Annotated in this window: 13 protein-coding genes; 7 read left to right on the top strand and 6 right to left on the bottom strand. The window is 61.5% G+C overall.

The genetic code is table 11. From position 1 onward, the window contains the following. Nucleotides 1-208: 208 nt before the first annotated feature. The 4 genes from EX00_RS11345 to EX00_RS11330 all read left to right on the top strand — a co-directional run bounded on the left by EX00_RS11345 (nt 209) and on the right by EX00_RS11330 (nt 6,013). Nucleotides 209-1,396, top strand: coding sequence for a Gfo/Idh/MocA family protein (locus tag EX00_RS11345; RefSeq protein WP_047457128.1), 1,188 nt, complete (start codon nt 209-211; stop codon nt 1,394-1,396). Between the two features lie 208 nt (nt 1,397-1,604). Beyond that, nucleotides 1,605-2,978: a GH1 family beta-glucosidase gene (locus EX00_RS11340; RefSeq protein ID WP_047457126.1), complete on the top strand. Its 1,374-nt coding sequence runs from the start codon at nt 1,605-1,607 to the stop codon at nt 2,976-2,978. A 165-nt stretch (nt 2,979-3,143) separates the two neighbouring features. Then, nucleotides 3,144-3,689 carry an NADPH-dependent FMN reductase gene (locus tag EX00_RS11335; RefSeq protein WP_047457123.1) on the top strand — a complete coding sequence of 182 codons (546 nt, stop codon included), beginning with the start codon at nt 3,144-3,146 and terminating at the stop codon, nt 3,687-3,689. Between the two features lie 110 nt (nt 3,690-3,799). Beyond that, nucleotides 3,800-6,013 (top strand): bifunctional diguanylate cyclase/phosphodiesterase, encoded by a 2,214-nt coding sequence (locus EX00_RS11330; RefSeq protein WP_052210704.1) that lies wholly within the window; start codon nt 3,800-3,802, stop codon nt 6,011-6,013. A 33-nt stretch (nt 6,014-6,046) separates the two neighbouring features. Here EX00_RS11330 and trhO read toward each other — a convergent pair whose 3' ends face one another. From trhO to EX00_RS11315, 3 genes are all read right to left on the bottom strand, one after another. Continuing rightward, complete coding sequence (gene trhO, locus EX00_RS11325; RefSeq protein WP_047457121.1) at nt 6,047-6,991, bottom strand: oxygen-dependent tRNA uridine(34) hydroxylase TrhO; 945 nt, start codon at nt 6,989-6,991, stop codon at nt 6,047-6,049. Between the two features lie 132 nt (nt 6,992-7,123). Then, complete coding sequence (locus EX00_RS11320; RefSeq protein ID WP_047457117.1) at nt 7,124-8,032, bottom strand: CHAD domain-containing protein; 909 nt, start codon at nt 8,030-8,032, stop codon at nt 7,124-7,126. Next, on the bottom strand, nt 8,010-8,495 hold the full coding sequence (locus EX00_RS11315; protein ID WP_047457727.1) for a CYTH domain-containing protein: 486 nt from the start codon (nt 8,493-8,495) through the stop codon (nt 8,010-8,012). The genes EX00_RS11320 and EX00_RS11315 overlap by 23 nt, the downstream gene beginning before the upstream one ends. A gap of 160 nt (nt 8,496-8,655) precedes the next feature. Here EX00_RS11315 and EX00_RS11310 point away from each other — a divergent pair, with 160 nt between their 5' ends. From EX00_RS11310 to EX00_RS11300, 3 genes are all read left to right on the top strand, one after another. Then, nucleotides 8,656-9,294, top strand: coding sequence for a 2-dehydro-3-deoxy-phosphogluconate aldolase (locus tag EX00_RS11310; RefSeq protein ID WP_047457115.1), 639 nt, complete (start codon nt 8,656-8,658; stop codon nt 9,292-9,294). Between the two features lie 129 nt (nt 9,295-9,423). Next, nucleotides 9,424-10,128 (top strand): tellurite resistance TerB family protein, encoded by a 705-nt coding sequence (locus EX00_RS11305; RefSeq protein ID WP_047457113.1) that lies wholly within the window; start codon nt 9,424-9,426, stop codon nt 10,126-10,128. A 67-nt stretch (nt 10,129-10,195) separates the two neighbouring features. Then, complete coding sequence (locus EX00_RS11300; RefSeq protein ID WP_047457111.1) at nt 10,196-10,438, top strand: hypothetical protein; 243 nt, start codon at nt 10,196-10,198, stop codon at nt 10,436-10,438. Nucleotides 10,439-10,442: 4 nt separating this feature from the next. Here EX00_RS11300 and EX00_RS11295 read toward each other — a convergent pair whose 3' ends face one another. From EX00_RS11295 to EX00_RS11285, 3 genes are all read right to left on the bottom strand, one after another. Next, nucleotides 10,443-11,546: a nickel/cobalt transporter gene (locus EX00_RS11295; RefSeq protein ID WP_047457109.1), complete on the bottom strand. Its 1,104-nt coding sequence runs from the start codon at nt 11,544-11,546 to the stop codon at nt 10,443-10,445. Further along, entirely contained in the window at nt 11,540-12,196 is a 657-nt protein-coding gene (locus EX00_RS11290; RefSeq protein WP_047457724.1) for a DUF1007 family protein, read from the bottom strand. Before EX00_RS11290 ends, EX00_RS11295 begins: the two co-directional genes overlap by 7 nt. Before the next feature lie 90 nt (nt 12,197-12,286). Continuing rightward, entirely contained in the window at nt 12,287-13,180 is an 894-nt protein-coding gene (locus tag EX00_RS11285; RefSeq protein ID WP_047457107.1) for a LysR family transcriptional regulator, read from the bottom strand. Nucleotides 13,181-13,386 lie beyond the last annotated feature (206 nt).

Raw genomic sequence — 13,386 nt, 5'->3', positions numbered from 1 at the left:
GCAAGGCGGGGAGAAGGTGGATTCGAACGGGCGAGCGGAGCGAAACCGTAAGAGGACGGATGAGGGGCCTTCTCGATATTCATCGCGACGGTAGAGTTTGCCGGACCTGCGGTAGCCCCTCACCCTAGCCCTCTCCCCGCAAGCGGGGAGAGGGGACGATTGCGGCAAGCGATCGCATCCACACAATTCAATTTCCCAGGAGGACCAAATGGCAATCGAAGGATCATCGGAACAGACGCGCGAGCCGCGCATTCGGCTCGGCATGGTGGGCGGAGGCGCTGGCGCCTTTATCGGCGCGGTGCATCGCATCGCCGCACGCATTGACGACCAGTTCGATCTCGTCGCCGGCGCGCTGTCGTCCTCGCCGGAAAAGGCGGCGGCTTCCGGCCGCGATCTCGGTCTTGATCCCGCTCGTACCTATGCCAGCTATCGCGACATGGCGATCCGTGAAGCCAAGCTCAAGAACGGTATCGAAGCGGTTTCGATCGTCACGCCGAACCATGTGCATTATGACGCCGCTAAGGAGTTTCTCCGCCGTGGCATTCATGTCATCTGCGACAAGCCGCTGACGTCCAATCTTGCCGATGCCAAGAAGCTGAAGAAGGTGGCGGACGAAAGCGGTGCGCTGTTCATCCTGACGCATAATTACACCGGCTATCCGATGATCCGTCAGGCGCGCGAGATGATCGCCAATGGCGAGCTCGGCGATATCCGTATCGTACAGGCGGAATATCCGCAGGACTGGCTGACGGAGAATATCGAGCAGTCGGGCCAGAAGCAGGCGGCGTGGCGCACAGACCCGTCGCAGTCGGGTGCTGGCGGTTCCACCGGCGATATCGGCACGCATGCCTATAATCTCGCCTCCTTCGTCACCGGTCTGGAGCTCGACAGCCTCGCTGCCGATCTCGACAGCTTCGTCGAAGGCCGCCGTCTCGACGACAACGCCCATCTGCTGCTGCGCTTCAAGGCCAAGGGTTCGGAAAAGCCGGCCAAGGGCATGCTGTGGTGCAGCCAGGTGGCGCCGGGCCACGAGAACGGCTTGAAGCTCCGGGTCTACGGCACCAAGGGCGGCATCGAATGGACGCAGGCTGATCCGAACTATCTCTGGTACACGCCGTTCGGCGAGCAGAAGCGGTTGATCACGCGCAATGGTGCCGGTTCTGGCGCTGCGGCTGCCCGTGTCTCGCGTATCCCGTCGGGCCACCCGGAGGGTTATCTGGAAGCGTTTGCCACGATTTATACCGAAGCCGCGCGTGCCATCAATGCCGCCAAGAAGGGCGTGGCGGTCGATCCGGCCGTCGTCTACCCAACCGTCGATGACGGCGTGAAGGGTGTTGCTTTCGTCGAGGCCTGCGTTGCCTCATCGAAGCGCAACGGCGCCTGGGTCAAGGTCTAAGACCGAGAGCCATCCAAGGCGGCGCGGGTTGCCGCCTTGGAGCTGGTTTTGCCCAAGCCGCTATCGCTTGCCGCAGTTGGTAAAAGCTTGTAGCCGGCTTATTTTTGACATCTGCAACGTTGCAGTTTTTCTTCGCCCGACCCTGTACTTTGTCATGCAGCTTGGCTAAACCGCCGTCAACGAAGCCACACCAGACGGGATTCTCACCATGATCGATCCGAAGCTTCTTGCAGGCCGCTTTCCCGGCGATTTCACCTTCGGCGTTGCCACCGCCGCCTTCCAGATCGAAGGCGCCACCAAGGCGGATGGCCGCAAGCCGTCGATCTGGGATGCCTTTGCCAACATGCCCGGCCGCGTCTATCACCGCGACAATGGCGATGTCGCCTGTGATCACTACAATCGCTTGGAACAGGATCTCGACCTGATCAAGGATATGGGCGTCGAGGCCTATCGCTTCTCGATCGCCTGGCCGCGCATCATTCCTGATGGCACCGGCCCGGTGAACGAAGCCGGCCTCGATTTCTATGATCGTCTGGTCGATGGCTGCAAGGCGCGCGGCATCAAGACCTTCGCGACGCTCTATCACTGGGATCTGCCGCTGACGCTTGCCGGCGATGGCGGCTGGACGGCGCGCTCGACGGCGCATGCCTTTCAGCGTTACGCCAAGACCGTCATGGCTCGTCTCGGCGACCGCCTGGATTCCGTTGCCACCTTCAATGAGCCCTGGTGCATCGTCTGGCTGAGCCACCTCTACGGCATCCATGCGCCTGGCGAACGCAACATGCAGGCGGCACTTTACGCCATGCACTACATGAACCTCGCGCACGGTCTTGCCGTCGAGGCGATCCGTGCGGAAGCGCCGAAGGTACCGGTCGGCATCGTGCTGAACGCCGCCTCGATCCTGCCGGGCTCCGACAGCGCCGAGGACAAGGCAGCGGTCGAGCGCGCCCACCAATTCCACAACGGCGCCTTCTTCGATCCGATCTTCAAGGGCGAGTATCCGAAGGAATTCGTCGAGGCGCTCGGCGACCGGATGCCCAAGGTCGAGGATGGCGACCTGAAGACCATCAACCAGAAGCTCGACTGGTGGGGTCTCAACTACTACACGCCGAACCGCGTTTTCGACGATGCGGCGAAGAACGGTGATTTTCCTTGGACGAAGGAGGCGCCACCGGTCAGCGACGTGAAAACCGATATCGGCTGGGAAATCTATGCGCCGGGCCTGAAGCACGTCGTCGAAGACCTCTACAAGCGCTACGAGCTGCCGGAGTGCTACATCACCGAGAACGGCGCCTGCTACAACATGGGAATCGTCGACGGCGAGGTCGATGACCAGCCGCGTCTCGATTATTACACCGAGCATCTCGGCGTCGTCGCCGATCTGATCAAGGACGGCTATCCGATGCGCGGCTATTTCGCCTGGAGCCTGATGGATAATTTTGAATGGGCGGAAGGCTATCGCATGCGCTTCGGCCTCGTGCATGTCGATTACGAGACGCAGGTGCGCACGGTGAAGAAGAGCGGCAAATGGTACAGCGAACTCGCCGCTCAGTTCCCGAAGGGGAACCACAAGGCGGATTGACATGGTTCTACCTCTCCCTTGAGGGGGAGGTCGCCGCAAAGCGGCGGGTGGGGGTGACGCTCGGTATCCGCAGAAGATCACCCCACCCCGGACCTTCGATCCGAGCCTCCCCATCAAGGGGAGGGTGGCTATCGCCCGAATCGGCTTTTCGGATTAAAGGTCCTCATGGCCAAACAGCTTTCCCTCTATGCCCTCTGCGGCAGTCTGCGACGGGCCTCGACCAGCCGCAGGCTGCTGGAGGCTTTGGGTGCCGCATCGCCCGACGGCATTTGTATCGAGATCTGCGATTTCATCGGCGATCTGCCGATCTTCAATCCGGATGACGAAAGCGACAGGACACCTGCTATTGTCGCAACTTTTGCGGAAAAGATCCGTCATGCCGATGGGTTGATTATCTCCTGTCCGGAATATGCGCATGGCATTCCCGGCGGGTTCAAGAATGCTCTGGATTGGCTTGTGTCGCGCGACGAGGTGCCGTTCAAGCCGTTGATGTTCGCGCATGCCTCGCATCGCGGCGATCTTGTGCTGGAGCAACTAACGGACGTGCTGCAAACCATGTCGCTCCGCATCGTGCCCGAGGCTTTTTTGCGCGTGCCGCTCGCCGGCAAGAGCGATGAGGCGCAGGCGGTGATCCTTGCGGAGGCGCAGAAAAGCGGCGCGCTGACGGCTGCTCTCGATCGTTTTGCGCAGGCGATCGTGGCGGCTGCCTGATCGACCACCATGGCGATAAAAATACAACCCTTTCCTGTAAGAATCATAGGCTCGCTTTAACCGTTTCTTGAAGACCTGACGGCAGACTTCGCCGCTCAAGGAGAAGCGTGTTGGGAGCAATTTTCAGGTCATTCGGGCGGAGCAAGCAGCTCGGTCGTCATTCCATCGTGACGGCCGTTTTGTTTTCATTCGCCCTGGTCGTTACCGTGGTCACGCTGATGGTGTTGACGGCGATCGGCCGCGTTGCGGATTATTCCAACAAGCTTGACGACGAACGCTCCTGGGAAACCACGGCGGGGGCGCTGAAGACCTTCGAAGGCCAGCTCGACGCGACGCTGCACAATTACGCGGCGCGAGACGCCGCCGCCAGAAATGTCTACGCGGAAAACGGTCGGGAATGGATTGTCGACAATTACGGCGAGATGACCGCCGATGGCACCCTGTTCGATACGGCGCTGGTGGTCGATGACAACAACAAGCCGATCATCGCCTATCGGGACGGTAAACCGATGGCCGAGAAGGCTGAGGATTTCTTCGATGCCTCGATCTGGGCCCTCGTCGATCAGGTGCGCAAGACACGGATAACCGGCGAGCCGGAGGCGAGCGGCTATGTGATGACCGCCAGGGGCATCGCCGCTGTCGGCGTGGCGACGATCCGCGATACATCCGGCCGCATCCCCGTGCCCGAGGGCAGTCGCCGCTACCTGGTCTTCGCCCGGCATCTTGATGCCGCCAAGCTCAAGATGCTCTCCAATACCTATGTCATCAGCGGGCTGAGGCTGGTGTCGGCGGACACCCAAGCACGCTACGCCGTTTCGATCGTCGATCCGCTCGGCAAGTCGCTCGGACGGCTGGTCTGGAACTCGCGCGGACCCGGCGACATGAGCTATCAGCAAGCGCGTCCGCTGGTGCTCGGGGCGCTCGGCCTGGTCGGCATGTTCTTCCTGGTGCTGCTGATTCTCGGATCGCTGGCGGGGCGCCGGCTGCGAGCAGAGGAGGTGCTGGCGCGTCAGGGCTCGCTGCGCGACCGTCTGAGCGGCCTTTTCAATCGCGAAGGGCTGCGCCTCGATGTCGATCGGCTGGTCGACAGCGCCCGCGCCGACGGCAGCAATGTGCTTCTGCTCTATCTTGACCTCGACGGCTTCAAGGAGATCAATGATGCCTATGGCCACGGCACCGGCGATCAGTTGATCCGCTCGGTCGCCGCCGGTCTCAATGTGCTGATCCCACCGAATGCAACGCTGGCGCGGCTCGGCGGCGACGAGTTCGCGATTGCCTTTCCGTCCAGGGAGCTGAACCACGCGCCGGCGCTACGGCTTGCCGAACAGGTGCTGGATTTCTTCTCCGAACCGCTGGAGATCGGCCGCCGCGTGATCGTCGTCGGTGCCAGCATCGGTATTGCCAGCTCGCCGGAGGGCCGGATCGACCGTGAGGAACTGGTGCGTCGCGCCGATCTCGCCATGTACAAGGCCAAGGAAGCCGGCCGCGCCCGCATGATCTGCTACGAGACGGCCATGGATACCGACCGCGAGGAGCGCAATGCGCTGGAGCTCGACCTGCGCAATGCCATCGACAGGCAAGAGCTGACAGTTGCCTATCAGCCGCTGGTCGACGCGGTGAGCCATGAGATCACCGGCGTCGAGGCGCTGGTGCGCTGGAACAGGCCGGGTCATGGGCCGATCTCGCCGGATGCCTTCATTCCCATTGCCGAAACCAGCGGCCTGATCGAGGCGCTGGGACTGCTCGTGCTGCGCAAGGCGTGTGCCGCGGCACGGCAATGGCCGGGTCTGCGGATTGCCGTCAATGTTTCGCCGGGGCAATTCCGCAACCCCGCCTTCACCGACTATGTGCGGCACGTCCTCAAGGATGCGGAGATCGAAGCCGAGCGCGTCACGCTGGAAATCACCGAAGGCTACATGATCCAGAATCCGGAGCGCACCCGCCAGTCGATCGAGCGGCTGAAGAGGCTGGGTGTCAAGGTGGCGCTGGATGACTTCGGCTCCGGCTTCTCCTCGATCGGCTATCTCCGCCAATTCGGCTTCGACCGCATCAAGATCGACCGTTCGCTAACCATGGACGTGCTGACGGACAGTCGCTCTCGCGACATGCTACAGGCGACGGTGGCGCTGGCGCGATCGCTCGACCTGCCGGTGACGGCGGAGGGCATCGAGACGGAAGAGCAGGGGACGGCGTTGAAACTCTTCGGCTGCGACGAACTGCAGGGGTATTTCTTCGGCAAACCTATGCCAGAAGCCGAAATCAGCAGGCGCTTGGTGGCACAAATGGCTCGTATCCCGGACAGGGAACGCGACACCGCCGCCTAAAACGCTTCAGCTTTTCGCGGATTTTCCCAAAGATCAGCCGCCAATATGCTCATGGCCACGCTTGCGGGCAAGCGCGATCTGGCGCTGCCGCTCGCGGTAACGTTCGCGGTCTTCCTCGCTGCGCTCGTGATAGCAATGGCTGCAGGATACGCCTGCCTCATAGAAGGGCGAGGTGATCTCTTCCTCGGTGATCGGCTGGCGGCAGGCATGGCAGAGCTTGTGGTTGCCTTCCTTCAGGCCATGTTCGACGGAAACGCGCTCGTCGAAGACGAAGCAGGCGCCTTCCCACAGGCTTTCCTCGGCCGGCACGTCCTCGAGATATTTGAGGATGCCGCCCTTCAGGTGAAAGACCTCGTCGAAACCTTGTTCCTTCATGAAGGCGGTCGCCTTTTCGCAGCGGATGCCGCCGGTGCAATACATGGCGATCTTCGGCTTGTTGTGCAGGCCTTCGTTCTGGCGCACCCATTCCGGAAACTCGCGGAAGGTCTTAGTCTTGGGATCGACCGCGCCCTTGAACAGGCCGATGGCGGTCTCGTAGTCGTTGCGCGTGTCGATGACGATGGTGTCGGGATCGGAGATCAGCGCATTCCAGTCCTTGGGCGCGACATAGGTGCCGACGACCTTGGTGGGGTCGATATCCTCGACGCCCATGGTGACGATCTCTTTCTTCAGCTTCACCTTCATACGCACGAACGGCATTTTCGATGCCCGGCTTTCCTTGTGCTCCAGGCCGGTAAATTCCGGCTGGGCGCGCAGGAAAGAGAGCACCGCGCCGATGCCGGCATCCGTGCCGGCGACGGTGCCGTTGATGCCTTCATGGGCGAGCAGCAGCGTTCCCTTGACGCCGTTCGCCTCGCAGAGCGCAAGCAAAGGCTCCCGCAGGCTTTCAAAGCGCGGGATGGAAACGAAATGATAAAGCGCGGCAACGAGAAATGCGCCACCTGCCTCGTGTCGCGAGGTCGAAAGAATGTCCGTCATGCCGGGGAAATACAATTTTGCGTGCCGTCAGGCAATCGGGATTCTTATTTTGACGCTGCGCCATGGGGCTACTCTCGGCCTTCGACGAGCTCAGGATGAGGGTAGAGTGGGTCTCAACGCCCACGCCATGCCTCAATCCCCCGCTTCCAGCCAAAGCCGCTTGATCGTCCGCGCCTCGCGTTCCGGCTCGTCGGCGAAGACCCAACGGGCTTTGGCGAGCGCTTCCTGGCGGGCGGTTTGCTGGCGGGAGATGATGGCTTCCAGCAGGCGGGCGCGGTCGTCGCTGCCATTAAAGAGATGAGGCTCGCGGTCGGTGACTTCCGACAGCATCGACAGATCTAGATAACGGCCGAGCATGTCGACCAGCGCCTTGGCTTCGAGCTGTTTGGCATGCATTGCCGCCGGCCAGATGTCGCGCAGCAGTGCATGATGCATCCAGCAATCCTGGCTGCGCTTGCGCAGGTCGTGGAACTGGTCGGCATGGGCCTCGACGTGGCATTCGGAGAGCGCTGCCTTCGCCTTGTGGCCGGTCCTGTGCCAGCTCTTTTGAAAGAGACGGGCGGTTTCGCGCCGGCCGCTTTCGAAGGTGGCGGCTTTCAGCGCCTCCAGCGCATTGTGGCAGGTGGCAATCGCCGCTTTCGCCTTGTCCTCGAGATCGGTTTCGGCTTCCGACAAACGATCGCGCCGGGCAGTGAGCACCTTGGTGACGCGGACAAGCGTCCTTGCCTCGTCCCTCGATGTTGCCGTTTCGTGCAGATAGTGGCTGGCCTCGATCAGGGCGGTGGCGTCACGAACGCCGGAGAGCGTTCTGGCCATCTCCCGCAGCCTGTCGTTTTCCCGGCGCTGGAACTCGGGTGCGCGCCGGGCAATGAGCCGGTAAAGTGCCCGCACTCGCTTGATATGCTTGCGCGCCCGATGCACCGCCTCGTGCAATCCCTCCGGCCGATCGGTCAGGACTGCGATCGCCTTGCCGAGCTCTCGCGCTGCGACGGCGTGGACTTCGTCATCGAGGGCCTTGTCAGGCCGAATGCGATAACTCATCGTATTCCTGTTCGAACTGCGTCGCGAGCGCCTGGTTGGAATAGCGGTATTCGCCGGTCACCTCGCGGCCGATCCAGTCAGGCAGTTCCGGATCGTCGCTTTCGTCCTCCAGCTCGACCTCGGCGACCACCAGGCCGCGATGCGCGCCGCGAAAGACGTCGACTTCCCAGACGAACCCCTTGTAGGGCACCTTGTAGCGGGTCTTCTCGATGACAGTCCCGATGGCATTGCCGAGCAGTTCCTCGGCGTCGCCGACGGGGATCTCATATTCAAACTCGTCACGCGTCATCGCCTTGCCGATTTTCATCGTCAAGGTCGCGATGGTGTCGTTCGTCAGCCGTACCCGCACGGAACGATCATCCATGGCGGCAACATAGGCCTGCCGCAGGATGAGCCTCTCGGAGGCAAGGTCGCGCCAACGATCGCCGCGGACCAGAAACTTTCGCTCGATCTCTTTTGCCATATGCTCGACATGCTCCGTCAGCATCATATCTGGATAGACTAACGGAAGTTTTCGGGATTTCCTACCCGTTGCATCCAAACTTAGCTTTTGTCTCGACAAGGACCCTCGGGAAGGCTATTCGAGGACCCGATTTCAATCGTTTTAAGGGAGCGCGCCGACCATGGGCGAGAAAACCGAAAAGCTTCTTTCCATCCTGAAACTGCAGCCCGTTGTTCCCGTCCTCGTCGTCGAGGATGCGAAGTCGGCGGTGCCGCTTGCCCGCGCGCTTGTCGCCGGCGGCCTGAAGGCCATCGAGATCACGCTGCGGACCGCCGGCGCGCTCGATGCCATCCGTGCTGTCGCCGAGGAGGTCGAAGGTGCCGAAGTTGGTGCCGGCACGATCCTGAATGTCACGCAGTGGGATGCAGCCGTCGCGGCCGGTTCCAAGTTCATCGTCAGCCCGGGTACGACGCAGGAGCTGCTGGATGTTGCCCGCACGTCCGACGTGCCGCTGTTGCCGGGTGCGGCAACCGCGAGCGAGGTCATGGCGCTGCGAGAAGAAGGCTACAAGGTGCTGAAGTTCTTCCCGGCCGAGCAGGCCGGTGGAGCCGCCTATCTGAAGGCGCTGTCCTCGCCGCTCGCTGGCACGCTGTTCTGCCCGACCGGCGGCATATCGTTGAAGAACGCCCTTGATTACCTGTCGCTGCCGAACGTCATCTGCGTTGGCGGCTCCTGGGTCGCGCCGAAGGAGCTGGTCGCTACCGGCGATTGGGCCGGGATCACCAAGCTCGCCGCCGAGGCGGCCGCGCTAAAGGGCTGAACGTCGTAAAAAGCTTGATCGAAGGGCGTGCATGGGCTCCATGCGCGCCCTTTTTGCTTGCTGCGGATTTGTATTTGTAGCCGGAGTTCCTATCTCACTCTGGCCATCACAAGGACGGAGGAGCACCATATGATCGACGCCCGCAAGCTTCTGGACCAATTTCTGGGGTCGCAGGTTCCAGGACTGCAAGGAAGCGTGAAAGACAAGGCAACGCAGGCCATCAATCTCGCCAGGGACAATCCGATGGCGACCAGCGCCATCGCCGGCGTGCTGCTCGGAACCAAGACCGGGCGTCAGGTTGCCGGCAATACGCTGGTGCTCGGCGGGCTCGCCGCCATTGCCGGGCTTGGCTACCAGGCCTACAAGAATTATCAGGCCGGCAATGCGCCGCAGCCTGAGCCGCAGCCCGCCCAGGCGGAGCCGCAATTCCTGCCGCCGCCGTCGAATTCCGGTTTCAGCACGTCGCCCGCCGTCGCCAGCAATGATTTCGCGCTGACGCTCGTTCGCGCCATGATCGCAGCGGCGCGCGCCGATGGGCATATCGACGACGCGGAGCGGCAGCATATCCTCGGCAAGGTGCAGCAGGCGGGTGTTGGCTCGGAAGCGGAAGCCTTTTTTGAGCGCGAGCTTGCCAACCCAGTCGATCTCGACGCTATCGTCGCATCGGCGCAGACCGAGGAGCAGCGCGTGCAGGTCTATACAGCGTCGCGCCTGGCGATCGAGCCGGACTCACGGGCCGAGCGCGGTTATCTCGATCAGCTCGCCGGCCGGCTCGGGCTTGCCGATGCGCTGGTCGATCATATCGATGCGACGGTCACGGCCGCCAAGGTCTGATCGTTTGCCTCGGACGGGGCCGGTTGCCTTTCGCGGGCGGCTGGCCTAAGCCTTCGCCGGACAATGAATGGCGATGCGCGAGGGATTGGTCATCTTGACGGATAAGAACAGCGAAACGCGCTCGACGGCCATCGCCGCCGCCATCATCCTGCTCGTTGCCATGACGCTTCTGTACTTCATGCCGGATGTCATCGTTCGGCTCGGCGATATCTCGCCGTGGCTCGGCACCGCCTTCGGCGTGCTGGTCATTCTGGCCTTTTTCCTGATCTTCTGGCTGAGAGCCCGTTACCAGCGGCGCAGGGACCTGTAATCGATCAGGTTTGCAGCGAGGCGCCGAGCAGCACGACGCCGGTGCAGATCACCAGTAGCGCACCGCAAATCTCTATGCCATTGCCGACCCATGCCGAGAGCTTCGAGCCACGACCGGTGAAGTGCACCGCCGCACCCTTGGCGAAGACGGCGATGATGGCGAGCAGCGAGACGGTCAGCGCCGTGCCGATCGACATGGCAAGAACCGACAAAAGACCGCCGAGATAAAGCCCGTTCAGCATCGAGAAGGTCATGACCAGCAGCGCGCCGGAGCAGGGGCGCAGGCCGACGGTGATGATTGCCGACCAGGCTTCGCGGGCGCTGAACTTTTCGTTCGACAGCATTTTCGGATCGGGCAGGTGCGAATGGCCGCAGGTCTCGCAGACCATGCCATTGTCCAGATCATGGGCCGGGTCATAGCACTGGTATTGGCCGCCGGTTTGTGGCGCGGCGTTGTGACGGGAGAGCTTTTTCGCAGATCCCGGCTCGTCGGCAAAAAGCGACATGCTGATCGGGCCGGCTGAGGTCGCAAGCTGCACTTCCTGTCGTTGCGGGCGACTCTGGATCATCGAGCGCAGCTTGCGGAATAGCAGCCAGCTGCCGAACATGATCACCATGACGAAGCTGGTGATCTCCATGGCGTTGGTGGCCATCGTCATGGTGATGCCCGAGCCGCGCAGGACGAAATAGGCGGCACCGACGACGAGGACGGCGACCAGGCCCTGTATGAGGGCCGAAATGAACGAGATGACGATGCCGCGCTTCAGCTCGATCTCGTTGGCGACCATATAGGAGGAGATGACCGCCTTGCCGTGGCCGGGGCCGGCGGCGTGAAAGATGCCGTAGGCGAAGGAGAGGCCGATCAGCGTCCAGAGCTGCCAGGGATCCTGGCGCATGGCCTCGATCGACTTGGTGAGCGCCCGATAGAAGGCCTGCTGCTCGTAATTCACATAAAGGAAGATCGGTGCCAGTGGCCCGCCAGTCGGCTGAAAGCTCGGCTCCGCCGTGCCGATGCCGAGCGGGGAACCGGTGGCATGGGCAAGGCTCGTCGCCGCCAGAAAGGCGAGCGCAATAGCCGGAACCAGCCTCCATATCCGCGATATCAGCATTGGACGTCTATCCGCGTTGCAAAGAGTTTCGACATCGTCGTTCCCGTCGGGTCGTTGAAGAAGGCGTCCGTCAGGGTCGTCTTGTTCTCGGCGATGACTTCGTCCGGATTGGGGCGCACGACCTGCTGCTTGCAGTCCTTGAAGGGCGCGCCCTCGGTCACCAGCTCATTGTCGGTGGGGAAATCGATCGAGGTGTAGAGCGTCGGATCGTAAATGCCAAAGCTCAGTTTATTGCCCTTCAGCGGCATCGTCTCGGACGGCTTGACGGCGAAGAACATCAGGAGCTGCCCTTCCTGATAGTCGACATTGATGACGTCGGGCTTGTTGACCTTGATGGCTTTGCCGTTGAGCGTCAGGTTTGTGTAATAATCGTAGTCGGCCAGTGAATCGCGCACCGTCTTGCCGACTTCCTTGAGCTCGTCCGGGTCGAGCTTCAGATTGGTGTTCTTATCGAAATCCATCAGCACCGAGGAGGAGAAAACCTCGTCGAAGCGCCAGACATTGCGCAGCTCCTGCACATTGCCGTCGGCGCCGGCCAGCACTTCCAGGCGGGCCTCGACGAAAATATGCGGATGCGCCCATGCCGCGACAGGCGCAAGCGACAGGCCTCCAGCCAAGGCGGCGGTATGGACAAGGGTGGATTTTCTCATGCGTCCGATGTGCTTCGTGAGCATTGATTCACTTCGACTTCTGGTCAGGAAATGAGACGGAATTGGGACCGTCCGGCGGAACTGGGGCGGTCAGCCGTGCTTGCGGAACCAGTTATGGAGGTAGTCGACAAAGATCCGCACCTTGGCCGGGAGATAGCGGCGGTGCGGATAGACGGCGTAGATGCCGCGGTCCGTCGGAAGATAATCGTTGAACAGGGTCAAAAGTTGGCCGCTCTCGATCGCCTTGCGTCCGATGAAATCCGGGACAATGGCGATGCCGAGACCGGCCAGCGCCGCGCGCAGCGTTGCATGCGGGCTGTTGACTTCGAGCGTGCCGTTGATCGCGACATTGAAGGTGCTGCTGTCGGCGTCGACGAAGCGAATATTGCCTTGCGAGCGGGTGTTGGTGTCGATGATGAACGGCACGCGCGCGAGATCGCTCGGATGCTCCAGAGCTGGATAGCGGTCGAGAAATTCCTGGGTCGCGCAGAGATGGATGCGGAAATCCGAGATCTTGCGGGCGATCATGCCGGAATCCTCGAGCTTGGTCACGCGTACCGCGACGTCGAAGCCTTCTTCGATCAGATCGACGAAGCGGTCGTCGGCGGCGATCTCCAGCGAAAGATCGGGATTTTCCTTGGCGAAGTCGATCAGCGACTGCCCGACATCGGCGTCGACGAAGGTGCGCGGCACGGAGACGCGCAGCCGGCCCTTGAGCTGCTGGTTGTTCTCGCGCACGAGATCGGCAAGGTTGTCGATCTCCTTCAATATGTCGGATGCGGTGCGATAATAGGTATGGCCCGCTTCGGTCATCGAGAATTGCCGCGTAGTGCGGTTGAGCAGGAGCGCGCCGAGATCGTCCTCGAGTTCCCGGACATATTTGGACAGCAGCGCCTTGGAGCGACCGGTCTTGCGGGCGGCAGCCGAAAACCCTTCCGCTTCGACCACGTCGATGAAGGCGCGAATCCGCGTCAAAGTGTCCATGGCGATGCTTCCCGTTAACTGTTGAGAGATGTTGAACAAAACACGCCGGTTTGTTCAATTATTTTTTTAGGCCATCAATGAAAAAATTTCTTGATTATGACGCCGAATATTCTTATCTCCCCCTCAGCCCAAAGTCGCACGTGCCCGTGGGTGTCCGCCGATCCTCGATGTGGTGAGAAAATCGGTAAGGTACCTGGAACTAACCC

The sequence above is a fragment of the Martinezella rhizogenes genome (assembly GCF_000799715.1).
GTDB classification, from domain to species: domain Bacteria; phylum Pseudomonadota; class Alphaproteobacteria; order Rhizobiales; family Rhizobiaceae; genus Rhizobium; species Rhizobium rhizogenes_C.
Note: the sequence above shows the minus strand (reverse complement) of the source record. Positions and strands in the feature narration are given on the sequence as shown.